The organism is Chitinophaga sp. 22308, from assembly GCF_052045305.1.
In the GTDB taxonomy this organism is placed as follows: Bacteria; Bacteroidota; Bacteroidia; order Chitinophagales; family Chitinophagaceae; genus Chitinophaga; species Chitinophaga varians_A.
Map to the genome: position 1 here is coordinate 278,541 of NZ_JBQEOP010000004.1, position 21,478 is coordinate 300,018.

The following is a 21,478-nucleotide window of genomic DNA, read 5'->3' on the forward strand; positions in this document are numbered from 1 at the left end:
TTTATTTTTTTAGCAGCTTGTCTTTTAAAATGGTATTCATCACACTGTCTTTCAGTCCTCTGGACACCGGTACGGAAGCCTGTCCCATCATAATCCTGTTGCCTTCTATACTGGTGATTTTCCTTGTGTTGATGATATACGATTTATGGGTCTGAACAAATTCCGGACCGGTTACGTTTTCCGCCACCGCTTTCAGGGTGGAATGGGTCAGGTACCGGCCGTGCGTGGTATGGATATATACGTAGTTTTCCATCGCTTCTATAAAGATAATGTCTTCCAGCAGTACACGGACCAGTTTTTCCCCGGTTTTAATGTAGATGTCCCTTTCTGCCACAGGAACGTGCGTTGAGGGGGCAAATACCTCCCGGGCCCGGTTGGCGGCCTTCAGGAAGCGTTCAAAAGAGATGGGCTTCATGAGATAGTCGATGGCGTCCAGCTCAAAGCCTTTGAGGGCGTACTGTTCGTAGGCGGTGGTAAAGATCACTTTCGGCGGATGAGGCAGGCTTTCCAGCAGTTCCACGCCGTTGATATAAGGCATTTCAATATCCAGGAAGAGCAGGTCGGCCGGTTGGTGGCGGAGGAGGTTATTAAGCGACAGGGCGTCTTCGCAGACGCCTGCCAGGGAGAGGAAGTCTATTTTTTCCACATATCCGGCCAATCCTTTACGGGCTACAGGTTCATCGTCGGTGATAATACAGCTGATCTTCATAACGCAATTTTTAGGTCTGCCGAATAGTTCTCACGGCTGTTGCAGATGGCCAGTTCATGTTTGCCCGGATAAAGCAGGGCAAGGCGCCGGCGCAGGTTTTCCAGGCCAATGCCGCCTTTTTTCTGTTTCATTTCTATGGCAGGTATGGCGTTGCTGACATGAAATACCAGCCAATCGTTCCGGAGGCTGGCGGAGATATTGATCCAGTATTCGCCGCCGGCATATTTGAATGCGTTTTCCACCAGTGGCAATAACAATAACGGGTATACGCTTTGTTTGTTCAGCTGGTCGTCGATTTCCACGGTCAGCCGGAGGTGTTCGTTCATACGGCTTCGTTGCAGGTCGATATAGGATTGCAGGTATTGCAGTTCTTTTCCCACGGCAACGGTTTGCTGATGGTCGTACAGCTGGTAGCGCAGCAGTTCGGACAGTTTTTCCACGGTATGTTTGGCGGTGCCTACGCTTTCGTCCATCTGGAAATAGACGGTGTTCAGTGCATTGAACAGGAAATGCGGATGGAACTGGGCTTTGAGGAAACGGAGCTCTGTCTGGAGCTGGTCGTTGCTGATTTTCTCCAGCAAGAGCTGCTGTTCATAGCTTTTCCGCAGGGAGGCGTTGGCACGTTTGATCACATAGTACAACAGATAGAACAAGGTAGGTATCAGCGTCAGGTTGATCACATCATACAGCTGGCATCCCCGCTCTCCGGTGAAATGCTGGATAGGCAGGATGATGCCGTCGGTGAAGGCGATGATCACTGCCGATACCACCAGGTATTCCCTGATCACGGGGCCGGGCTTGGGTCGGCGTTGATAATACTGCAGCAGGTAGTTCAGCATCCAGGTGTAAATGTATCCTGTTGACAGCAGCACGCATTCAATAGCGGTTTCGAACCACGGCCGTTCCCAAAATCGGAAGCCGGTAAGCACCGCATTGATCAGGCGCATGCTGACATAAATCAGGAAGGCATATACGACCGGGAAAATGTACTTGCGCCAGAACTGTTCCATCGGAATCAAGTTAGTAAAAAAACTCGGACTGGGGCAGTTGCACCTTCACCACTTTGCCGGTGGCGACCGGCGGTGTGCCGGGTTTTACGCCAAAGAAAAAACGGGTGATCACAAAAGGTTTGATCAACACATTAAAAATAATGACAGCTAAAAGCCAGCTGCTCAGCGTCACAAAAAGGTATTCCAGTACCGGCGGATATTGCCAGTTGAGCACAAAGCCTGCTATAATGATAATGAGCGGTTGTTGCAGCAGGTAAAAAGGCCACGCAAAGAGATTGACGTACGTCCGAAGGCGATGTTCATGGTCGAGGTATCTTTTACCGTAACCTGTGAGGCAAAACACCCAGAGGCCGGCGTGTACGGGCTCTATCATCAGTGCTGCCAGCGGGCCGGCATGATAGTTTTGTCCGGCGATGACAAGGGAAACGGCGATCAGCAATAATATCAAGGAGTAGCGGCGGTTACGTTCAAGGCTGTCCATCAGCTGGGGCTGCAGCATACAAAAGAAGCCGAGTACTACCAGCAGCCACCAGTACAGGAAAACGAGCAGATGCCCGGAGGAACCCAGCAGCAGCCCCGTTATGAACAGGGCCGCTATGGGCAGCAGAAGGAGAAATATCCGTTGACCGGGAACGAACCACAGCAGCGATTGTTGAAACTTACGCGCCGAAGCCTTTCGCAGCCAACGGAACAGAGGAAGCATCATCACCATATAAAGGGCCAGGCATACCACCACCCAGAGATGGTACCAGTTGGCCGGATGCAGTGCCAGTTTTACCGCCGTGCCGTAGTCGGACCAGAGCGTTCCGGTGCTGCCGCTTTCCCAATGGCCAAGCCAGATGAGGAGCGGCAGCAGCCCGAACAGGCTGGTGAGCAGCGGCGCCAATAGCCGGCGTATCCATAGCAGCACCATTTTGGTGTTGTTACGTTTTAGGGCCATGTGCATGGAGGTGGCCCCGGAGAGGAAAAACAGCAGGGGAATACAGCTGCTGTTGAGCATATAATTTACCTGGTCCGGCTGTTCGCTGGTAGCGGGCGGTGTAAACGGTCGGGCTGCGGTAAACAGGAAAATGCCCAGTATGGCCAGTGCCCTGAGCCAGTCGAGGTAGGCCAGTCGGCAGGTTGTTGTTTGCATCAGAATGGTGTTTTAGCGCAAACCTAAGCGCTGCGGATATTTTGGCGGGTTGTGTTTTGACCATTTGCAGGAAACCTTTGACGAACTGCAGGCGTGCCGGCGCTTTGCTTTTGGATACCGGTTATGTTCTGTTGGTCCTCCTTTCCATCGGTCCTCTCTTCCTATTGATCCTTTATCTCAATATCCTTCTTCCCTTATTTCTCCCAAAAAACATTACATTACAATACGTTAAAAATCAAACTATTATATTTTTAAACACATATAGTCTATAGAATTAGTAGGATAATAGATTTTTTCCCCTATCTTTGTATCATTATTATAAACCAAAGCGTGATAAAACCCCTGCAACGGACATTTTATCAGCCATTAAAAACAGCGAGCATGTCTACCTTACACCGTTACGCAGACTACCTGCCAGCCCCGATTGCCGATCAGTTCCCTAGTCCGGTAAAGAACCGGGAGCATATCCGTCCGTTAATACCCGGGCAGTTTTTTTCGGATTTTTACCTGGAAGATGAGCAGGTGATCAACCGTGGCCCTTTGCTGAAAGATGCAACAGGCGTTACTTCCCTGCATTTACTGACAGCGCAGCCGTTGGTGGTGGTATTTTATTCTGTGAACTGGAATGGTTACGGAGATGCGCTGATAGCCGAACTAATTGAGAAACATGCTGCCATAGAAGCTGCCGGAGCGCGTTTGTTGGTACTGTCCAGCGAAAGCAAAAAGCACTTCGCCGAATTCAACCGTGAGCCGCTGCCTTTTGACGTGGTACGGGATGCCCAGCATCGTATAGCCCGGAAGGCCGGTATTTACAAAGAAACTGATCCTATCTGGGGCCGTGTTGCCGGCGTAAATGCGGACGTGCCTGTTCCGGCAGTTTATCTGATCACTCCTTCCCTCGAAATCACCTATAGCTTTACAGATATTTACCTGGAGCAAAAGTTCTCTGCTGACGAACTGTTGTCTGTGGTGGACAAACAGCTGGCCATTAGTGCGTAATAATATTACGTATAACCGTTGCAGTTACATTATATAAAAGTCCGGGTTCCGGAGGCTGTGTAAGTCATCCGGAACTCTTTGGGCGTACAGTCCTTCTTCTTTTTAAAGATGCGGTTAAAATTGGAGATATTGTTAAACCCGCATTTATAAGCTATCTCATTAACGGTATGCGTGGTTTCTATCAGCATCCGGGAGGCATGACCCAGCCTTATTTCTATCAGTGTGTCCACAAACGTTTTACCAATCCTCGCTTTAAAGAAACGGCTGAAAGCCACGTCTGTCATGGCTGCCAGCTTAGCGGCCTCGTGCAGGGAAATATTCTTGTCGAAGTTATGATTGAGATAATGCATTACCTTCTGCACACGGCGACTATTATACGAAAATGTTTCCAGGTTGCTGAAACTGGCGTCTGATAAGATGCGCATGTTGCGGGAGGTAGAAAGGTCATGCAGTACGGACATCAGTTCCAACACAGAATCGAAACCTTGTTTTTGTGGCAGGTGCACCAACCGGGGCATGATCTGCCGTGTGGTATCGGGGGAAAACAGGATACCCCTGAGCGAGCGTTCAAACATATTTTTGATGAAGCTCATCTGGTTGCGCTGCAGGAATTTTTCATCGAACAGGTCGCGGTGAAACTGAATAGTGATTTCCTTGATAATGCCGCCCTGATGTTTGTGGGTGAACCAGCCATGTTGCAGGTTAGGCCCTACCAGCACCAGTTCCAGGTCTTCAATATCCTCAATATGATCGCCGATGATGCGCCGCGCGCCGGTTGCGTGCTGGATGAAGTTGAGCTCGAATTCTTCATGATAGTGTAGTGGAAAATCGAAAGCTGTCTTCTCCCGGGAGAAGAGGGTAAAACAATCGCTTTGTGTTAGCGGGGTAATCTCGCGCAGTAATTTGCTTTTCATGTACCGTATTTTGGTGAACGTGGAATGTGTTGATTGTCTGCCTGTAACATCAGCAGGGATAAAAAAGCATCATTTTTTTATTGTTCCTGTAATAAAACCCAGCGTGGAACCTGGTATGTAATATTACTGATAATAGCTGATTTTAACCAGGGTGGCGGCGAAAATTTGTCCTGATATATTAATGAAAAGATTATCAAAGTATAACCAATAGATAATAAAGTATTACCTGCCGGTTGAAAATAAAAATCATTTTTACGGGAGATCATGACCACGTTATGTTTCGCCAGTGGCGGAGGGCGGGTTGCATTTTATGTTTGGGAGCTAACAGCGAAGCCTGTTTGAGCGGCCGGCAGACTTTGCGCACAAACAGGCTATGGGGAATTGACCAGATTAAAGCTTACTAACGGTATTGCCTATCCCGGAAGTTGTCCGTTGACAGTTGTTTTAGGCTGGCATCCGGTAATATCAGCTGACGCCTTCAGTTGCCGTTCGAGGGTGTTGCCGTCCACCAGTGCCCGGTGTTCGATGATCCGGCCGTCTTTGATGGCGAAGGAGCGGAAGCCGCTGGTGATGGCGATTTGTCCTGTTGCAGGGATACCTCGCCACAAGCCGGTATGTTTCATGTGCATGGAGATGCGGACCATGCAATGGCCGGGTTCGGCGAGGTGTTCCTCAATGAGGGACAGTGGCTGGAACGATTCATGCACCATGGACACCCATTGTTTCAGGCCGTTGGCGTCTGCCGGGAGGCCGGCCGGGAGCGAATAATCTTTAAAGGCGGGATGCAGAAAAGTATCCAGGTTGGCAGTATTGCCGTTATTCCAGACTTCGTTGATGAAGCGGACGATCAGGTCTTTTTGCTCAGAGAGATGCATATGATGGCTTTTTGTGAGCCACAAAGGTACCGGCAGGCCATCGACCGGTATTGTGTCAAACGTCACAAAACGCGGCGGCGTATGCGGCTGAGCGTTTCGCGGGAGATGCCGATATAGGAGCTAAGTTGTGTAAGAGATACGCGTTGTACCAGTTGGGGATGATGTGTTAAAACGTACTGGTAGCGCTCTTCCGGCGTATGTGTTTTGAGCCAGTCGGCATGTGTTTCACCGGCAATGGCCAGTAGTTCCAGCTGTTCGCGGCCAAAAGCGGCGATGGCGGGTGATTGCTGATAGAGTGCGGCAAGGGTGTCCTTATGCCAGCGAAGAAGCACGGAACGCTCTGTCGTGGCCAGGTGATAGGCCGAAGGTTCATTGTTCCGCAGGCTTTTCATGTTGGTGATAAAGTTGTTTTCAAAGAAAAAAGCCGTGTTGACATCGCGGGTGTGGTGCTCGTAAAACGCCCGGCAGGCGCCCTTTTCCACAAGCCATACGTGCTGACAGGTTTGGCCGGCCCGCAGGAGATGGTCACCCAGTTTGACCAACTGGATTTGTGCCGCGTTCCACATGAGTTCTTTGGAAGTACTGTCCAGTTGCGACCTGTGGAGGATGGATTCGTTGAAACAAACGATTGTTTTTTTCATGTGCGATATTCGAAAAACCGGTAGTAATACCGTAAAAATACTCACTACTAGGTATTTCAACAATCCTTTCCATCACTTACCTTTGCTTTCACAGATGTTTCACTGCCATCTGTTAACTGTCACACAAAGCTAATACTGTTCCAGGATCATCATATTTTTACCCCCAAAAAAGGGTCATCTTCTACACGAAGGGGACCCTTATCCGTTTTTTATATACATTTGTTATCAGAGAGCATTAAAAACCTACGACATTTACGGTTTATCCTATACACTATATAGCAGGACATGAGTACGTATACCGTATTATCCGAGGCTGCCAGTCTTGAAGAAAAGCTGCAGGCCCTTCAGGCCATAGAGCGCGAACTGCCGGCCGTATTTATCGTTATGAACGTGGAGAAGGATTATGTAGAATATATGTCTGAAAACGGACGGCAACAGCTGGACGTTTCCATGGAGGACCTTCGGGCCATGGGCCACAATTATTATGATACTTATTTCAATCCGCATGATGTGGCAGACTATCTGCCTAAGGTGACCGCCATGCTTACTGCATCGCCGGAGAAGGACATGGCCATTACCTTCTTTCAGCAGGTGAGGCTGGCCCGTCACCTGGACTGGTCCTGGCATCTGGGCACCACGCGGGTGTTCATGCGGAATGCCCTGGGAGCGCCTACGCATGTGATCACCTGCGCCATTCCCATTGATCCCCTGCATCATGTGACCAGCAAGGTAAACCGGCTGCTGGAGGAAAATAATTTCCTGCGGCGCAATCAGCATATTTTTGCGGCACTGACCAAACGGGAGAAAGAGATCCTCCGGTTAATGGCCCTTGGCCTCAGTGCCAGCGAAATAGCGGAAAAAGTGCATATCTCCGAAAAAACAGCCGTCACCCACCGACGGAATATCAAAAGTAAAATCGGCGCCCAGTCGGGTTACGACCTGACCAGCTTCGCCCAGGCTTTCGACCTGATCTGACAAGGGCCCGCCGTTTCCGGGGAAATCCCGAAAATTTAAAGGCTGGAATGTGCTCGATATACAGATTTATCTGTATTTTCAGTGCTGTATACCATATTTTTTCCCTGTCTGCCTGTTTTGCAGCAGACTTGTTAACCGATTATTTATGTCTTTTAAAGCAGTTCTCAACATCGACGGAGAAGAGTTAAACGTACTCGAGTGCGATTTCACCTTCAGTCAACACACTGATCACAATGGAAAGCCTGCAGCGCGCCCCAAAGGAGGCAACATCAATCTGAAAGTGGAATCTGCCGGCGAAACCCATCTTTTTGACTGGATGATTTCCAATACCCAAACTAAAAACGGCAGCATTACCTTCTTCCGCCGCGATTCCATGTCCAGGCTGAAAGAACTGCGGTTTACTGACGCCTATTGCGTGGGCTACACCGAACAGTTCAATGCCGCCAACGATCAGCCCCTGCAGATAGTACTGTCGCTTTCTGCCAGGGAACTAAAGCTCAATAACTCCGTGTACCAGAACCCCTGGCCCATGTAGGCCCGAAAGTATTTCACGCAAAGCAGCCATGCGCAGAAAATGCAGCTGACCAGGGATATCTGCTGGCCGCTGTAACCTTATGCCTATGCTGCTTTGCGTTTTCAGCTTAGCCCTCTTCCCGCTGTTACCGCTTCTTTGCATACTAAATGTGCGTACCTTTATACCGCTGCAGCGAGCCTGCACCGGGCACTTATGGAAGACAAACAAGTAATCACCTACCCTAACGGCACCATGACCATGACCCGCTGGATGTGCGATGATATCCTCATCGGGCACGGCCTGTCATCCTTCCGTGAACTGTTCGCCCACCCGGCGCATAGTGACAACGATGTAGTAAGACTGCATTTCGGCCTGCGGGGAGATTACCTGTTCAACTACCGGCAGCTGGGCAAAACCTACGACCTGATCGGAGGACATCACAATTTCATGTACTCCCATCCCTTTGATATGGTGGTGGAAAACAAAACCTTTGAACTGGAGATTTTTGGGGTACAGTTCCCGCGGGAGAAATTCCTGAGCTTCACCCAGCATGGCAGCGATCAGCTCAAACGTTTTGCGGACAAAGTCGCCGCCGGTCAACCGGTTATCTTTACAGATACCTGGGGCGCACTGGACTCCCAGATGGAGCAGGTGATATCCCAAATCCGCTTCAGCAAATACGCCGGTGATTTCCAGCGGCTTTTTCTGCTGTCTAAAAGCCTGGAACTACTGGTCCTGTCGGCTGAATCCTGCACTGCGGCAGACCAGCGGCAAGCCATCTACCTGAAAAACAAACAGGACACCGAAAAAATCATTGCGGTACGCGACCTGCTCAACGCACGGCTGGACTCCCCTCCCAGCCTGACAGAAATAGCCCGCGCCGTAGGGCTCAACGAATACAAACTGAAGCGCGGTTTTAAGGAAAAATTCAACAATACCGTTTTCGGCTACCTCACCGACCAGCGGCTGCACCTGGCCCACCAATACCTGCGCGATACCGGCAAAACGGCCGCGGAAATAGCTGCTGAACTGGGCTATGCCACCCCACAGCATTTCAATAACGCCTTTAAGAAGAAGTTCGGCTTTACTCCTTTTTCGGTTAGAAATAATCCGTAACAGGCAATCCGCCCAATCACCTTTATTTTACTTTTGTGATGCGTCACAAGCGCAGCATATTTTTTATCTACCTGTAAAAAACTATCGTATGGGACAAGCATTAATCGTGAGAAACGACATTACCATCAATGCACCAGCCGCTGTGGTATGGGATACCCTTGTCAATCCCGCTAAGACCAGACAGTACATGTTCAACTGCGAAACAGTATCAGACTGGAAACAAGGCAGCGAGCTCCTTTGGAAAACAGTATATGAAGGCAAGGAACTGGTTGCCGTAAAAGGTACTATCGAAGAGATCATCCCCAACGAAAGGCTGATTTATACCACGATCGATCCCAATAGCAATATCGACGATACTTCCGAAAACTACCTGAGAGTGACCTATCAGTTAAGCCCTGAAGACGGGCAAACCCTGCTGGTGGTAACCCAGGGCGACTACGCCACCGTGGCCGAAGGCGACCGGAGATATAAAGAAGCCATGGATGCCGGTGGATGGGCTTCTATCCTCACCGAAATCAAAAAAGTGGCGGAAGCCAGTTAAACCGGTAAAAAAAGGGCTTTTACCGGAACCAGCCCTCCGTTTACCTAGTGATGGTTGATTCCCCGGGCGCTGTGTCGCAATTTTGAGGTATAATCCTGTTTTATGACACAGCTCCCAACATCTTTTCATGTATTGATAGCCGGTGGCGGTATCAGTGGTCTGTCACTGGCGTTGTTCCTGAACAAGGCAGGCATTTCCTGCAGCATTTATGAAGCATACGGCTATAAAGCCACTATTGGCGCGGGCTTTAATATTGCGCCCAATGGTATGAACGTACTGGCAGCCCTGGGGCTGGCTGAACGGGTAACGGCCGCCGGAGCTGTGGCTGAAGAACTTTGCATGCGTAATGGCAAAGGTAAAGTGATCGCCAATTTACCAAACGGCTCTGTCGAAAAATATGGCCAGCAAGGTGTCAGCCTCTCCCGTGCTGCGTTATATGACATCTTGTTACAGGAGCTGAAGGAACAAGGGCTGACCGTACAATATCAAAAAAGACTTTGTGATATCCGTGAACATGAAGACGGTGTAACTGCTGTATTTACAGATGGCACCAGGGTTACCGGCGATATACTGATTGGCGCTGACGGCGTTCATTCCGCTGCACGGCAGCTTGTCTTCCCGGAAGCGCCCGCACCGGCTTTTACCGGTATGAAAAACTATGGCGGGTTTGCTCCTTTGTCGGCCTTACCCGAAATGACTGCACAAGAAATCAACAGCCTCAATTTTACTTTCGGAAATAACGGTTTTTTTGGCTACTGCGCTGCCGGAAACGGCATGGCCATGTGGTGGTCCAACCTGCCGTCTGACGTGCCTTTTACCAAAGAAGAACTGGACTCCACCACGGTAGAAGAAGTGAAAACGTTGATGGCTGACCGTTATAAAAGTTATCATGCTCCTGTTCCTGCATTAATAGCGCAGACAGAAAAAGTGCTGAAGGTGAATGTGGCTGATATTGCATCACTCACTTCATGGCATAAAGGCCGTGTGCTGCTGATTGGCGATGCCGCTCATGCCGTAAGTCCAAGTGCGGGACAGGGTGCCTCCATGGCGTTGGAAGACGCGATGTACCTGGGCATGTTACTGCGGGATGCCGGCGTTGGCTCCTATGCTGCGGCCTTCCGGAAATTTGAAGCCGATCGCAAGCCCAGAGTGGAAAAGATCGTGGCGGAAGGAAGACGCAGAAGTAAGTCCAAAACCATTCTCAGGCCATGGCAGGCTAAGATCAGAGACTGGATGATGGCGATTTTCATCCCGCTGTTTGTTCCTAAAAATTTTGATTTTTTGTATGGATACAGATTGGACTGGCAGGTAAAGTATTAGGGATGGCTTACCTTGTGGTAAATTCATATAACTATGCCGTCACGCTTCCCGAAGTTATTCATCTATGTTGTTGTTATCCCACTGGTCTTTGCGCTATCCATGTACGCCTGGTTTAACAAAGCGTCAGACGGCTTTTTTGTAGTAATGGGACTCGCTTTTCTGGTAGGCATTCCTTTTGGCGTTGGTGTACTGACCATCTATCTCTCTCCCCGTGAAAAAGTAAAAAGCCTGGCTTATCGGGTTATGATGCCCTGGGTGCCGCTCCTGTTCTTTTTTCTGATCACGCTGTTGTTTGCGTGGGAAGGCTGGGCGTGTTGGCTGATGGCGGCGCCGCTGTTTATGGTCGCTTCCACGATAGGAGGATTATCTGCTGCCCATTATAAGTTGAAGGACAAGAACAAACAGGAACGCAGGTACGTTTCTCTGATCGTTTTACTCCCATTGGTCATCTCTCCTATAGAACAAATGATTGCTAAAATACCGGGTCAATACAAGGCTTATACTTATATAGATATCCATGCCAGCAAGGAAAACATATGGAAGAACGTTACCCGTGTGGGAGAAATCGCCGCCACGCAGGACAAGGGTTGGCTTACCCGGACGCTGGGCTTTCCCCGTCCCATCAGGGCAGAGCTGAATTATGAAGGGGTGGGCGCTTTCCGCAAAGCGATCTTTGATAAAGGGTTGGTCTTCGATGAAAAGGTAACAGCGTATAGCCATCAGCGTAGCATGAGCTTTACTATTCATGCAGATCCTTATAATATTCCTTCCACCACTATGGACGAACATGTGGTGATTGGCGGACAGTATTTTGATGTGCTGAACGGTACGTACGAGCTGGAACCATTGTCTGACGGTATTTGCAGGCTGCATCTCTACAGCCATTTCAGGTTAAATACCACCTTTAATTTTTATGCCAGCTGGTGGGCATCCTGGATCATGAAAGATATCCAGAACAATATCTTACAGGTAATCCGGCAGCGGGCAGAATCTGGTTTACCAGAAAACCGTATATAACGCTGTCAGAATACCAATGATGATAATGGAGCCTGCGATGAAGCCAGGTGTAGTACGGAACATAGACTTGTCTATTTCCAATGCATGGGCTGAGGCTTCTTTTGTTGGACGGGTGATGCTGATGATGATCATCAGTACCACGATCAGCACAAACGTGATGGACATCCTGTCGAGGAACGGGTAGTCCGGGAAGGCGCCGTTTGTCCATGCGGGCAGGAATTTCAGTACAGTAGAAATGGGGATGGTCAACAGTGCACCAGTGAGAGCGGCACCGGCAGTAGTCCGCTTCCAGAAGAAGCCGAGCAGGAAAATGGCCAGTACGCCGGGAGAGATAAAACCAACGTATTCCTGAATGAACTGATAAGCCTGGTCCAGCGACCGTAATGACGGTGTTACGATGGCGGCCAGCAACATAGCGATGATCACCGCCCAGCGGCCTACGCTCACCAGCTTTTTTTCGCTGGCTTCACGATTAAAATATTTCTGGTAGATGTCCAGTGAGAAAATCGTAGAGATGCTATTGGCTTTGCCGGCCAGAGACGCTACGATGGCGGCCGTCAGTGCTGCAAAAGCAACGCCCTTCAGGCCGGGAGGCAGCAGGTTCATCAGCGTAGGATACGCATGGTCCGGTTTAATTACGCCGGCCGCATCGGTCATCTCCTGTTGGAACATACCGTTTTTATGCAGCACAAACATCACGATGCCCGGAAGTACGGCAATCACCGGCACCAGTAATTTCAGAAAAGCGGCAAATAAAATGCCCTTGCGTGCCGTCTGTAGGTTGGCGCCCAGCGCGCGTTGCGTGATGTATTGGTTGCATCCCCAGTAGGCGAGGTTGTTGATCCACATACCGCCTATCAATACGGACAACCCGGGAAGGTCTTTGTAATAGGGATGATCACTGTGGAAGATCATATGGAAATGTGAGGGAGCCTCTTTCCGTAGTACCGACAAGCCTTTCAGGATATGGCTGCCATAGCCGAATTTCTCAGACAGTAAAGTAAGTGCCAGATAAGTGGTCACCAGTCCACCGATGATCAGCACGGCCACCTGCACCACATCGGTATAGCCGATCACTTTCATGCCGCCGAGCGTCACGATCACCGAGAAGACACAAAGCCCTGCGATGCACCATTCAAAAGGAATGGTGGAGATGGAGGCGATGGCCAACGCACCGAGGTAGATGATAGACGTGAGGTTGACGAACACGTACACCAGCAGCCAGAAAACGGCCATTACGGTACTGACTTTATCATTGTACCGTTTGGCCAGAAATTGTGGCATCGTGTATATCTTATTTTTCAGGTACAACGGGATAAAGAACACCGCCACGATGATCAGTGTGGCAGCGGCCATCCACTCGTAGGTGGAGATGGCCAGTCCGAGGGCGAAGCCGGAGCCGGACATACCGATGAAGTGTTCTGCAGAGATATTGGAAGCGATGAGGGAGGCGCCGATGGCCCACCAGGTGAGGGAGCCTTCCGCGAGGAAAAAATCTTTGGAGTTGGTGGCCGCTGATTTTTTACGATGATAAACGTAGTACCCGTAGGTGGCGATAGCAATGAAGTAGATAAAAAAGACGATGTAATCCGCTTGTTGCAGCTTATTCATGTGGAGGAAGTGTGGAATTTATAAAGTTGGTTGATAAGTTACATTAATTGCTGCGATCCCCCAAAAAGGGGGACCTTATCGACATGCAGCAACAAACGGAGGTTTTTCAGAATAGTCAGAATTTCAGAGTGGCCGGGAGATATTTGGCCACGAGATCTTCGTAATAAGGACGAAGTGTCTTCCAGTCCGGCGGCACCGGATTTTTGGAATAGAGATCATATGGGTTGAAGAGTTTCACCCATTTGAGCATTTCGCGGTCATGATCATCGAGCAGATAATCATAGGCGCCTTCCCGGTGCCAGGCGTAGAAAGAGTGGTAGCGCAGCATGTACAGGCCGGATTCCGGCAGATGGTCTTTCATCATCTGGTACACGTATTCATCATGGCCCCAGGACATGTGCACATTGCGCAGGCCGCAGCCGCGTTTATAAACGCCGGTACCTTCCTGGTACGCGGTATTTTGATAGTCCGGGTTATTGCGGAAATATTCCGGATAAACGACTTTATCTGAATAGGGCGCGCCTACAGGGAAGGTGTCGCCAACGACGGCCCATTGCGGTTCTCCGAAGAGGCAGAGGACTTTGCCCATGTCGTGCATAAGGCCGGTGAGCACCATCCAGTCGGGATGGCCGTCATTACGGATGGCTTCCGAAGTTTGCAGCAGGTGCTGGAACTGGTCGAGGTCGGTATCCGGATCGGAATCATCCACCAGTTCATTCAGGAAATTGAAAGCATCCCATACCGGCATTTCCCTTTTGTTGAATTGCAGGAAATCGGCCCTTTTCTGTTGCACGAAATCATATGTCTGATAGGTATGATTGAGCCGGTAGAATTCGCGGACAGTATCTCTTTCCGGGGTATCGTAGTTCCGGTATTCATCCACGGATTTGGAGGTGGCGATACTTTCCGGAGTGGGGTACCGTTCCAGTACGGCGTCTTCCCACTGGTCGAGGCTTGTTAAAGGATTCACTTCTTTTTCAGTGAAGGAAGTCTTTTTATTGTCCATGGCAAGCTGTTTTATGGCTGACTTAAATTTCGGCTATTTTGACAGGATTATTGGCATGGGCGGGGAGTTTTATTTACGAAACCGGTTTCGTAGATTTATTGTCCATGAAAAACGTAAACATCAGGGCGCTGGCCCGGGAGTTGAATCTTTCGTTATCTACGGTTTCCAAGGCTTTGCGGGACAGTTACGAGATCAGTGCCGCCACCAAAGAGCGGGTGCGGGCTTTGGCCGCCGAATGGAACTATATTCCCAACGCTTACGCCAGCAGCCTGCGCGGGCGTAAGAGCAAAAATATCGCAGTCGTGCTGCCGGAGGTGGCCGACAGCTTTTTTTCGATCGCTATTAACGGCATAGAAGCAGCGGTGAAGGCGAAAGGATATCACGTGATCATCTACCTGACGCATGAAAGTTATGCAGGAGAGGCCGCCATATTAAAAGATATCCAGAGCGGCCGGGTAGACGGCGTGCTGTTATCAGTATCCAGGGAAACCACAGATACCGCGCATGTACAGGAACTGATGGACAAAGACGTGCCGGTGGTGTTTTTTGACCGGGTGCTGGAAACGCTGGCTGCCCCTAAGATAGTGACAGATGATGCCGAAAGCGCCTATAAGGCCACCGCTCATCTGATAGCGCAGGGATGCCGGGAAATCGCTTATCTCGGTATTTCCGACAGCCTGTCCATCTGCCGCCAGCGGATGGCGGGTTATATGCAGGCGCTGGTCGATCATCAGCTTCCCGTACATCAGCGGAACATGCTTACCTGTACCACTGACGGTGCCCGCAATTTCCAACTGGTGAAAAAGCTTTTGCAGCGCACACACCGGCCGGATGGCATCGTAGCCTCCGTGGAAAAGCTCACCACCACGGTATACCAGGCCTGCCGGCAATTACAGCTGCGTATGCCCGTAGACGTGAAACTGGCATGTTTCTCCAACCTGGAGATCGCTACCATTCTGCAACCGTCGCTGACTACAATTACCCAACCCGCTTTTGAGATGGGAAAGGCCGCTGCGGAAGTGCTGGTGAAGATGCTGGAAAAAAAACCGCTAACGGCGAAGGATATACGGATTGTGATCCCTTCAGAACTGGTGGTGAGAGGGTCGAGCAGCCGACAGCATAAGTGATTTTTTATTCATTATGTCATTGAAAATATTACATCGTTTAACCAGCCATAGCAGATGAAACAACTACTAACCTACATCCATTCCCTGACCCCTTTCTCCGAAGATAACTGGCAGCACCTGCTGCCGGCGTTGTCTTTACAGCACTATCAGAAAGACGAATTCCTGTTGCGTGCCGGAGAGGTATGTAACGCCCTGTTTTTTGTCAGCAGTGGCTATTGCAGGGCTTTCTATGATAAAGACGGAGTGGACATCAATACTGATTTCTTTTTTGAGCAGGACATTGCTACCAATATTAATAGTTATGGGCGCCGGGAAAAATCCGCTTTTTCGATACAGGCCTGCGGTCCGCTGGAAGTCGTGCGTTTTGACCGGGAGCTGTTATTGGCTGCCGCTGCTGCAGATCCTCAGATAGAAACGCTGGGCCGGCTCTGCCTGCAACGCATTGCGGCAAAACAGGAGAAGCACACCGCGTTGTTCAAACTGATGAGCGCGCAGGAGCGGTATGAATACCTGGAACAGGAGTATCCGGCGATGCTGCAACGGGTGTCGTTGTCGCAGCTGTCGTCTTTCCTGGGCGTAGCCCGGGAAACGTTGAGCCGTATCCGTGGCAGACGGTAGCGTTTTCTTTTGTGACGATCATCACATGATAAAATCCGGTTGTGGCCCTACCTTTGGGGCAGATTAAAAAAGCTAAAACGATGACACACGCAGCGAAAACCGTAAAGCAGTTCCTGACTGCCCTGAACGAAGAAGACATGGCCACAGCCAGAACATTGCTGGCTCCCGATTTCAAATTTGTAGGCGTATTAGGCTCCCGTGACGGCGCCGACGTATATATGGAAGATATGGGCCGTATGAAAATGAAATACACGGTCCATAAAATATTTGAAGACGGGGACGATGTATGTGTGCTATGTGATTATATTATGGGTGATAAAACCGTATTCGGGTGCAGCTGGTACCAGTTGCGAAACGAAAAGATCAGCTCCCTCCGGGTGGTGTTTGACCCCCGGCCTTTATTGTAAAAAATATTAAGCGCGGCATGCCGCGCTTAATATTTTAAAATCAGTCGGTTAGACTTGATGATTATATTTATGTTAAAATTTCCCCCAAAAAAGCCCGTTTAGCCGTAGGGTAAGGTATCCATTCTGGTACTACCTGTCAGGCATGGATAAAAATACCTTTCACGAATTAGTCAACCGATATCTGGACGGCACAGCCACCGCCGCTGAGCAGGCGCTGGTAGACCGCTATTGCGAGCGCCTGGAAACTTCCGGTGAGGCCGGATTGGAGCCGGAAACCGAGGCGTTGGTGCAGAAGGTCATGTATGACCGTATTATGCAAAAGGTCCGGGCGCCGCAGAAACGTTCCTACAGATGGGCCTATGCCGCCGCAGCAGCCGTATTGGTGCTGGTAGCCGCAGGAGGCATATTCCTCTTTCCCCGCAAGCAGGCGCCTTCCGTGGCCGTTGCAGAAAAATCAGTTTTTCATAATGATATAAAACCAGGAGGCAATAAAGCCACCTTGACACTGGCCAACGGATCTATCGTGGTGCTGGATGATGTGGCTGCCGATTCACTGGCGCCCCAGGGTAACAGTAAAATTACCCGGACCGGAAACGGGCAACTGAGTTATCAGCCATCCGGTGCGCCTCAGCAGGTGGTATATAATACCCTCTCTACGCCGGCAGGCGGCCAGTTCCGGCTCACCTTACCGGATGGCAGCCGGGTTTGGCTGAATGCCGCGTCTTCCATTACTTTCCCTACCGCTTTCACCGGCAAAGACCGTATCGTGGAACTGAAGGGAGAGGCTTATCTCGAAGTCAGCCACAATCCCCAACAACCATTTAAAGTAAAAGTCCGTGATATGGAAGTGTCTGTGCTGGGCACACATTTCAATATCAATGCCTATCCCAATGAAGCAGGTATCCGTACCACCCTGCTGGAAGGATCGGTGCGCGTGAACAATGACGGACAATCATATATACTGAAGCCTGGTCAACAGGCGCAGCTGCAGCCCAACGGGCAGTTTTCTCTTCAGCAGGTAGATACGGAGGATATCACCGCCTGGAAAGACGGTCAGTTTTCCTTCAACGATGCAGACATTCATACCGTGATGCGCCAGGTAGCACGTTGGTATGGCGCCGAGGTGGTATATCAGGGCAACGTTACGCATCACTTTATGGGTACCATTCCCCGCGACGTGCCGGTGTCCCGGTTGTTGAAAATGCTGGAGCTGACAGGCCGCGTGTCTTTTGTGGTGGAGGGGAACAAGATCATCGTCAAACCTTAAAGCAAAAACCAATCAATACATCCGCCCAAAAAAATGGCCAGAGATATTCGCAGTATCCCTGGCCGGTGGGCAACCTTAAAATGTCCTGTTTAGAAATTTTATTCATCACCCAAAATCAAATGTATGATTTTAAGAGCTTGGTTCCAAGCCCAGCGTGGTACCTTGTGCCCGCCAGCTAATGAGCACTCCGGCAGTTACCCTGTCCGGAGAAAAATCTGGAAGATTATGAAACTGACTGTCATGTTACTGCTGGCTGCTTTTATGCATGTGAGTGCGGGCACTTTTGCCCAGACAGTAACGCTTTCTTTAAAGAAAGCACCATTAACCAGGGTTTTTAGGGAGATGCAACAACAAACAGGATATTCTTTCCTGTATTCAAAGGAAGATCTGCAACGGACAGACCATGTGAACCTTGATCTGAAGAACGTGCAGCTGTCTGCCGCCCTGAAGCAGTGTTTTGAAGATCAGCCACTGACTTTCACGATCGTTGACAAGGTGGTGATCATCAAACGCGCGCAAAGTGCAGCCCCGTCTGCCATTGAAAAAATAACTGCCATCCCTGTTACCGGTACCATCACTGATAGTTCCGGAACAGCCTTGCCGGGCGCCTCCGTAGTGATCAAAGGAACTACCCGCTCCGCCATTTCTGATGTGGACGGCAGGTTCAACATCGATGCCAAACCCGGCGATGTGCTGGTGATCCGCTATGTAGGCTTCAATACAAAAGAAGTGACCGTTGGTAAGAATAGCAGCATACAAATTAAACTGGAACAGCTCTCCAGCCGCCTGGCAGGTATTTCCGTCGTGAGCACCGGTTACCAGACGATCTCCAAAGAACGTGCTACTGGCTCCTACTCCACCATCTCCGCCGATGATATGGCTGGTAAAATGCAGACAGGCATACTGGACCGCCTTGAAGGGATGGCCGCCGGTATGACGTCCTATAAAGGTAAAATGCAGATCCGTGGCGTCACAACCCTGGGTAATCAAACTGCTCCGCTGTACGTGATTGACGGGATGCCCTTTGAAGGGGACAGCGCCGTGATCAATCCCGCAGATATTGCTACCGTCACTGTGCTGAAAGATGCTACCGCTGCTTCTATCTATGGTGCCCGTGCTGCTAACGGCGTGATCGTAATGACCACCAAACAAGGTAAACCCGGCGCCATGAGGGTTACCTACAACAATGCCATCAAGTTTACGCCCCTGCCCAGCAGAAGCTATCGTAACCTCATGTCCAGCGCTGAACTGGTGGATTTTCAGCGGGACATGTTCAATTATAGGTCTAATGCCTATACTTCTATCGATCCCCGCAAAGCGATGAACGATGTGTACCGGTTACTATATGAACGAAAGGGCAACAAGATAACAGAAGAGCAGCTGCAAAGCGCACTGGACGTATATCGTAACAGTGACCGCTATGAGCAGATGACGGATGAACTGTTGCGCAAAGCCATGGTGACAAACCAGCACACCCTGGGCTTTTCCGGAGGCAGCGAAAAATACCGCTATAACCTCTCCGTGAACTATCTGGGCACCAATCCCTATGAAAAAGCACAGCAGTCGCAGCGTGTGGGTTATAACCTCCGCAATACTTTCAATTTCACCAAATGGATGCGTGTGGACGTAGGGGTCCTGGGAAGCAGCATCAAAGAAGACTTTGACAACGGATTCCTGGGTATGAAAAATTATAATACCGGGAAAGCATCTTATTATATGCTCCGTGATCCCAACGGACAGCCTGCCCAGTGGTACCTGAACAAGTCCCAGTTTGAAATTGACCGCCTGAACAGTCTGGGACTGCAGAATGAAACCTATCGTCCGCTGGAAGAACTTGGCCGCCAACATTACACCAGAAAAGGTAATTACCTGAACCTCAATATTGGCGCTAATTTCAAAATTATCAACGGACTGTCACTGGAGGTACGTTATCAGGCGGAGCGTATGGACACTACCATACAGCAGTTGTACCGTAAGAATGCCAACGTGGTAACAACGATGCTCAATGACGCTACTCCTGTCGGCTCCGCGTTGTCCCTGCTGCCGCTGGGCGGCCAGTTTAATGAAACAAGGGCCACCGTGGCCACCAATATGCTGCGGTTCCAGTTAAACTACGATAAACTGATTGGCGAGGATCATGAAATCCAGGCATTGGCCGGTGCAGAACGCCGCCAGCTAAGGAATACTTCTACCAATATCTACAAGTACGGATATGATGAGTTTAGTCTCAACTATAAACCGATAAACGAACTGGCGCTCGGCCAGCCACAGAAAAATACCCAGGCGATCTTCGGTCAATTCCAGCTGGACAGAACTAAAGAAAGAGGATTCCGTGACCAGGAAGACAGGTTTGTGTCTTTCTATGGTAATGCTTCCTATTCCTTTAAACGCAGGCTGACAGCATCCGGCAGTATCAGAATAGATCAGTCCAACCTCTTCGGAACAGATCCCAGGTATCAATATAAACCCATGTGGTCAGCAGGTTTGATGTATGTAGTGACCGATGGCGGTGATATTAGTTGGCTCGACCGTCTGGCGGTGCGTACCACCTATGGCGTGAATGGTAACATCCCTAAAGATGCAGGTCCTTACATGATCACCAAAGATGACGGGAACAACTACCTGACCAATGAATCACAGGCGTACATCTATAGTCCGCCTAATGCCGGATTACGCTGGGAAAAAACAAAAGTGGCCAATATCGGCATGGATCTCACTACGTTTGGCGGCAGGCTGTCCGGCTCAGTGGAGTTCTACAATAAAAACACTTCTGACCTGTTGGGTAACAGGGCAGCGGATCCCACGTTGGGCTGGAATTCCTTCATTGTCAACTACGGTAGTATGTACAACCGTGGTATAGATATCACCCTGACCAGCGTGAACGTTAAGACCCGTGATTTCAGCTGGAATACCACATTTAACTTCAACTACAACAAAAATGAGCTGACCAGGCTCGATGTGTCAGATAATTCATTATACGGGTATGTGTGGGACGTTCAGCGCCGTAAAGGAATTCCTTTGGATGCGTTGTACAGTGTCCGCTATGCCGGGCTTGACGCTACCGGTAAGCCACAGGCCTATACCAAAGACGGAAAGGTGGTGAAATCCCTGCAAGATCTGACAGTAGATGACCTGGTATATAGCGGCACCACAGTGCCTCCATATTCCGCTTCCCTTCAAAACACGTTGCATTATAAGGGCTTCGATCTCTTCTTTATGTTCATCTACTATGGCGGCCATGTGATGCGGGATGTAGTATCGCCTTACCTCACGAAGTTCCCTGAACTGAACTATACTTCCAACATGGACCGGTTAGCACTTAATTACTGGAAGAAACCAGGTGATGAACAAAACCCGGACATCGCGCCAGCCTATAATAACCTGGCTACTACCAATAACATTGCGGTGTGGGATGCTGCAGACAAACATATCAGCAAAGCGTCCTATATCAAGCTGCGCGATGTGATATTGAGCTATAACCTCCCGTCATCACTGCTGAAAAAGGCTTACATACAGAGTGCGCGGTTAAGTTTCCAGGTACAAAATGTTTGGCGTTGGTCTGCCAACAAACAAAACCTGGACCCGGAAGTATGGAACGGTACTGCTTTCAGTTCCATCACCAGAGGTCAATTGGTACCTCCCAGCTATACGATTGGTGTAAATGTTAATTTCTAAA

General features: G+C 49.8%; 20 protein-coding genes. 12 read left to right on the forward strand and 8 right to left on the reverse strand.

Annotated features, from left to right (window positions below):
• Position 1 precedes the first annotated feature (1 nt).
• Genes ACTJJS_RS17205 through ACTJJS_RS17215 form a run of 3 tightly spaced genes read right to left on the reverse strand, consistent with a single transcriptional unit; the run spans position 2 to position 2,854 of the window.
• A complete protein-coding gene (locus ACTJJS_RS17205) occupies positions 2-709 on the reverse strand; it encodes a LytR/AlgR family response regulator transcription factor (RefSeq protein ID WP_440664596.1) in 708 nt (235 codons plus the stop codon).
• Complete coding sequence (locus tag ACTJJS_RS17210) at positions 706-1,719, reverse strand: sensor histidine kinase (RefSeq protein WP_440664597.1); 1,014 nt, start codon at positions 1,717-1,719, stop codon at positions 706-708. The genes ACTJJS_RS17205 and ACTJJS_RS17210 overlap by 4 nt, the downstream gene beginning before the upstream one ends.
• Positions 1,720-1,729: 10 nt before the next feature.
• Positions 1,730-2,854, reverse strand: coding sequence for an acyltransferase family protein (locus tag ACTJJS_RS17215; protein WP_440664598.1), 1,125 nt, complete (start codon positions 2,852-2,854; stop codon positions 1,730-1,732).
• A gap of 381 nt (positions 2,855-3,235) precedes the next feature.
• Between ACTJJS_RS17215 and ACTJJS_RS17220 the strand changes: the two genes are divergently transcribed.
• The gene (locus ACTJJS_RS17220) at positions 3,236-3,853 is read left to right on the forward strand and encodes a redoxin domain-containing protein (protein WP_440664599.1); all 618 of its coding nucleotides are present in this window, start codon (positions 3,236-3,238) and stop codon (positions 3,851-3,853) included.
• Between the two features lie 29 nt (positions 3,854-3,882).
• Here the strand turns inward: ACTJJS_RS17220 and ACTJJS_RS17225 are convergent, their stop codons facing one another.
• The 3 genes from ACTJJS_RS17225 to ACTJJS_RS17235 form a co-directional block, all read right to left on the reverse strand.
• Positions 3,883-4,767, reverse strand: coding sequence for an AraC family transcriptional regulator (locus ACTJJS_RS17225; RefSeq protein ID WP_440664600.1), 885 nt, complete (start codon positions 4,765-4,767; stop codon positions 3,883-3,885).
• A 413-nt stretch (positions 4,768-5,180) separates the two neighbouring features.
• Positions 5,181-5,642, reverse strand: a complete 462-nt coding sequence (locus ACTJJS_RS17230; protein WP_440664601.1) for an ester cyclase — start codon at positions 5,640-5,642, stop codon at positions 5,181-5,183.
• Positions 5,643-5,704: 62 nt separating this feature from the next.
• The gene (locus ACTJJS_RS17235; protein WP_168870451.1) at positions 5,705-6,283 is read right to left on the reverse strand and encodes a Crp/Fnr family transcriptional regulator; all 579 of its coding nucleotides are present in this window, start codon (positions 6,281-6,283) and stop codon (positions 5,705-5,707) included.
• 285 nt (positions 6,284-6,568) lie between these two features.
• On the opposite strand from ACTJJS_RS17235, the gene ACTJJS_RS17240 reads away from it, so the two are divergent.
• The 6 genes from ACTJJS_RS17240 to ACTJJS_RS17265 all read left to right on the forward strand — a co-directional run bounded on the left by ACTJJS_RS17240 (position 6,569) and on the right by ACTJJS_RS17265 (position 11,766).
• Positions 6,569-7,258 carry a helix-turn-helix transcriptional regulator gene (locus ACTJJS_RS17240; RefSeq protein WP_168870450.1) on the forward strand — a complete coding sequence of 230 codons (690 nt, stop codon included), beginning with the start codon at positions 6,569-6,571 and terminating at the stop codon, positions 7,256-7,258.
• 145 nt (positions 7,259-7,403) lie between these two features.
• Complete coding sequence (gene tssD / locus ACTJJS_RS17245) at positions 7,404-7,793, forward strand: type VI secretion system tube protein TssD (protein WP_168870449.1); 390 nt, start codon at positions 7,404-7,406, stop codon at positions 7,791-7,793.
• 192 nt (positions 7,794-7,985) lie between these two features.
• A complete protein-coding gene (locus ACTJJS_RS17250) occupies positions 7,986-8,888 on the forward strand; it encodes a helix-turn-helix domain-containing protein (protein ID WP_343744433.1) in 903 nt (300 codons plus the stop codon).
• 88 nt (positions 8,889-8,976) lie between these two features.
• Positions 8,977-9,429, forward strand: coding sequence for an SRPBCC family protein (locus ACTJJS_RS17255; protein WP_440664602.1), 453 nt, complete (start codon positions 8,977-8,979; stop codon positions 9,427-9,429).
• A gap of 102 nt (positions 9,430-9,531) precedes the next feature.
• Complete coding sequence (locus ACTJJS_RS17260; protein ID WP_440664603.1) at positions 9,532-10,749, forward strand: FAD-dependent oxidoreductase; 1,218 nt, start codon at positions 9,532-9,534, stop codon at positions 10,747-10,749.
• Between the two features lie 33 nt (positions 10,750-10,782).
• Positions 10,783-11,766, forward strand: coding sequence for a hypothetical protein (locus tag ACTJJS_RS17265; protein WP_440664605.1), 984 nt, complete (start codon positions 10,783-10,785; stop codon positions 11,764-11,766).
• On the opposite strand, the gene ACTJJS_RS17270 is transcribed toward ACTJJS_RS17265, so the two are convergent.
• Together ACTJJS_RS17270 and ACTJJS_RS17275 are read right to left on the reverse strand one after the other, a co-directional pair.
• Positions 11,746-13,377, reverse strand: coding sequence for a sodium/sugar symporter (locus tag ACTJJS_RS17270; protein WP_440664606.1), 1,632 nt, complete (start codon positions 13,375-13,377; stop codon positions 11,746-11,748). The genes ACTJJS_RS17265 and ACTJJS_RS17270 overlap by 21 nt on opposite strands.
• Before the next feature lie 115 nt (positions 13,378-13,492).
• Positions 13,493-14,383: an inositol oxygenase family protein gene (locus tag ACTJJS_RS17275; RefSeq protein ID WP_168870443.1), complete on the reverse strand. Its 891-nt coding sequence runs from the start codon at positions 14,381-14,383 to the stop codon at positions 13,493-13,495.
• Positions 14,384-14,487: 104 nt separating this feature from the next.
• Here ACTJJS_RS17275 and ACTJJS_RS17280 point away from each other — a divergent pair, with 104 nt between their 5' ends.
• From ACTJJS_RS17280 to ACTJJS_RS17300, 5 genes are all read left to right on the forward strand, one after another.
• Positions 14,488-15,510 (forward strand): LacI family DNA-binding transcriptional regulator, encoded by a 1,023-nt coding sequence (locus ACTJJS_RS17280; protein ID WP_440664607.1) that lies wholly within the window; start codon positions 14,488-14,490, stop codon positions 15,508-15,510.
• Positions 15,511-15,564: 54 nt separating this feature from the next.
• Positions 15,565-16,128, forward strand: coding sequence for a Crp/Fnr family transcriptional regulator (locus ACTJJS_RS17285; protein WP_440664609.1), 564 nt, complete (start codon positions 15,565-15,567; stop codon positions 16,126-16,128).
• An 80-nt stretch (positions 16,129-16,208) separates the two neighbouring features.
• A complete protein-coding gene (locus ACTJJS_RS17290) occupies positions 16,209-16,535 on the forward strand; it encodes a nuclear transport factor 2 family protein (protein ID WP_440664610.1) in 327 nt (108 codons plus the stop codon).
• 142 nt (positions 16,536-16,677) lie between these two features.
• A complete protein-coding gene (locus ACTJJS_RS17295; protein ID WP_440664611.1) occupies positions 16,678-17,802 on the forward strand; it encodes a FecR family protein in 1,125 nt (374 codons plus the stop codon).
• A 225-nt stretch (positions 17,803-18,027) separates the two neighbouring features.
• The gene (locus tag ACTJJS_RS17300; RefSeq protein ID WP_440664612.1) at positions 18,028-21,477 is read left to right on the forward strand and encodes a SusC/RagA family TonB-linked outer membrane protein; all 3,450 of its coding nucleotides are present in this window, start codon (positions 18,028-18,030) and stop codon (positions 21,475-21,477) included.
• Position 21,478 lies beyond the last annotated feature (1 nt).

Coding starts and splice junctions, on each gene's coding strand:
- ACTJJS_RS17265 (WP_440664605.1), top strand. CDS start 10,783: ATGCCGTCACGCTTCCCGAAGTTATTCATCTATGTTGTTGTTATCCCA.
- ACTJJS_RS17280 (WP_440664607.1), top strand. CDS start 14,488: ATGAAAAACGTAAACATCAGGGCGCTGGCCCGGGAGTTGAATCTTTCG.
- ACTJJS_RS17255 (WP_440664602.1), top strand. CDS start 8,977: ATGGGACAAGCATTAATCGTGAGAAACGACATTACCATCAATGCACCA.
- ACTJJS_RS17260 (WP_440664603.1), top strand. CDS start 9,532: ATGACACAGCTCCCAACATCTTTTCATGTATTGATAGCCGGTGGCGGT.
- ACTJJS_RS17250 (WP_343744433.1), top strand. CDS start 7,986: ATGGAAGACAAACAAGTAATCACCTACCCTAACGGCACCATGACCATG.
- ACTJJS_RS17235 (WP_168870451.1), bottom strand. CDS start 6,283: ATGAAAAAAACAATCGTTTGTTTCAACGAATCCATCCTCCACAGGTCG.
- ACTJJS_RS17240 (WP_168870450.1), top strand. CDS start 6,569: ATGAGTACGTATACCGTATTATCCGAGGCTGCCAGTCTTGAAGAAAAG.
- tssD (WP_168870449.1), top strand. CDS start 7,404: ATGTCTTTTAAAGCAGTTCTCAACATCGACGGAGAAGAGTTAAACGTA.
- ACTJJS_RS17215 (WP_440664598.1), bottom strand. CDS start 2,854: ATGCAAACAACAACCTGCCGACTGGCCTACCTCGACTGGCTCAGGGCA.
- ACTJJS_RS17275 (WP_168870443.1), bottom strand. CDS start 14,383: ATGGACAATAAAAAGACTTCCTTCACTGAAAAAGAAGTGAATCCTTTA.
- ACTJJS_RS17230 (WP_440664601.1), bottom strand. CDS start 5,642: ATGCATCTCTCTGAGCAAAAAGACCTGATCGTCCGCTTCATCAACGAA.
- ACTJJS_RS17205 (WP_440664596.1), bottom strand. CDS start 709: ATGAAGATCAGCTGTATTATCACCGACGATGAACCTGTAGCCCGTAAA.
- ACTJJS_RS17285 (WP_440664609.1), top strand. CDS start 15,565: ATGAAACAACTACTAACCTACATCCATTCCCTGACCCCTTTCTCCGAA.
- ACTJJS_RS17300 (WP_440664612.1), top strand. CDS start 18,028: ATGAAACTGACTGTCATGTTACTGCTGGCTGCTTTTATGCATGTGAGT.
- ACTJJS_RS17290 (WP_440664610.1), top strand. CDS start 16,209: ATGACACACGCAGCGAAAACCGTAAAGCAGTTCCTGACTGCCCTGAAC.
- ACTJJS_RS17295 (WP_440664611.1), top strand. CDS start 16,678: ATGGATAAAAATACCTTTCACGAATTAGTCAACCGATATCTGGACGGC.
- ACTJJS_RS17270 (WP_440664606.1), bottom strand. CDS start 13,377: ATGAATAAGCTGCAACAAGCGGATTACATCGTCTTTTTTATCTACTTC.
- ACTJJS_RS17210 (WP_440664597.1), bottom strand. CDS start 1,719: ATGGAACAGTTCTGGCGCAAGTACATTTTCCCGGTCGTATATGCCTTC.
- ACTJJS_RS17220 (WP_440664599.1), top strand. CDS start 3,236: ATGTCTACCTTACACCGTTACGCAGACTACCTGCCAGCCCCGATTGCC.
- ACTJJS_RS17225 (WP_440664600.1), bottom strand. CDS start 4,767: ATGAAAAGCAAATTACTGCGCGAGATTACCCCGCTAACACAAAGCGAT.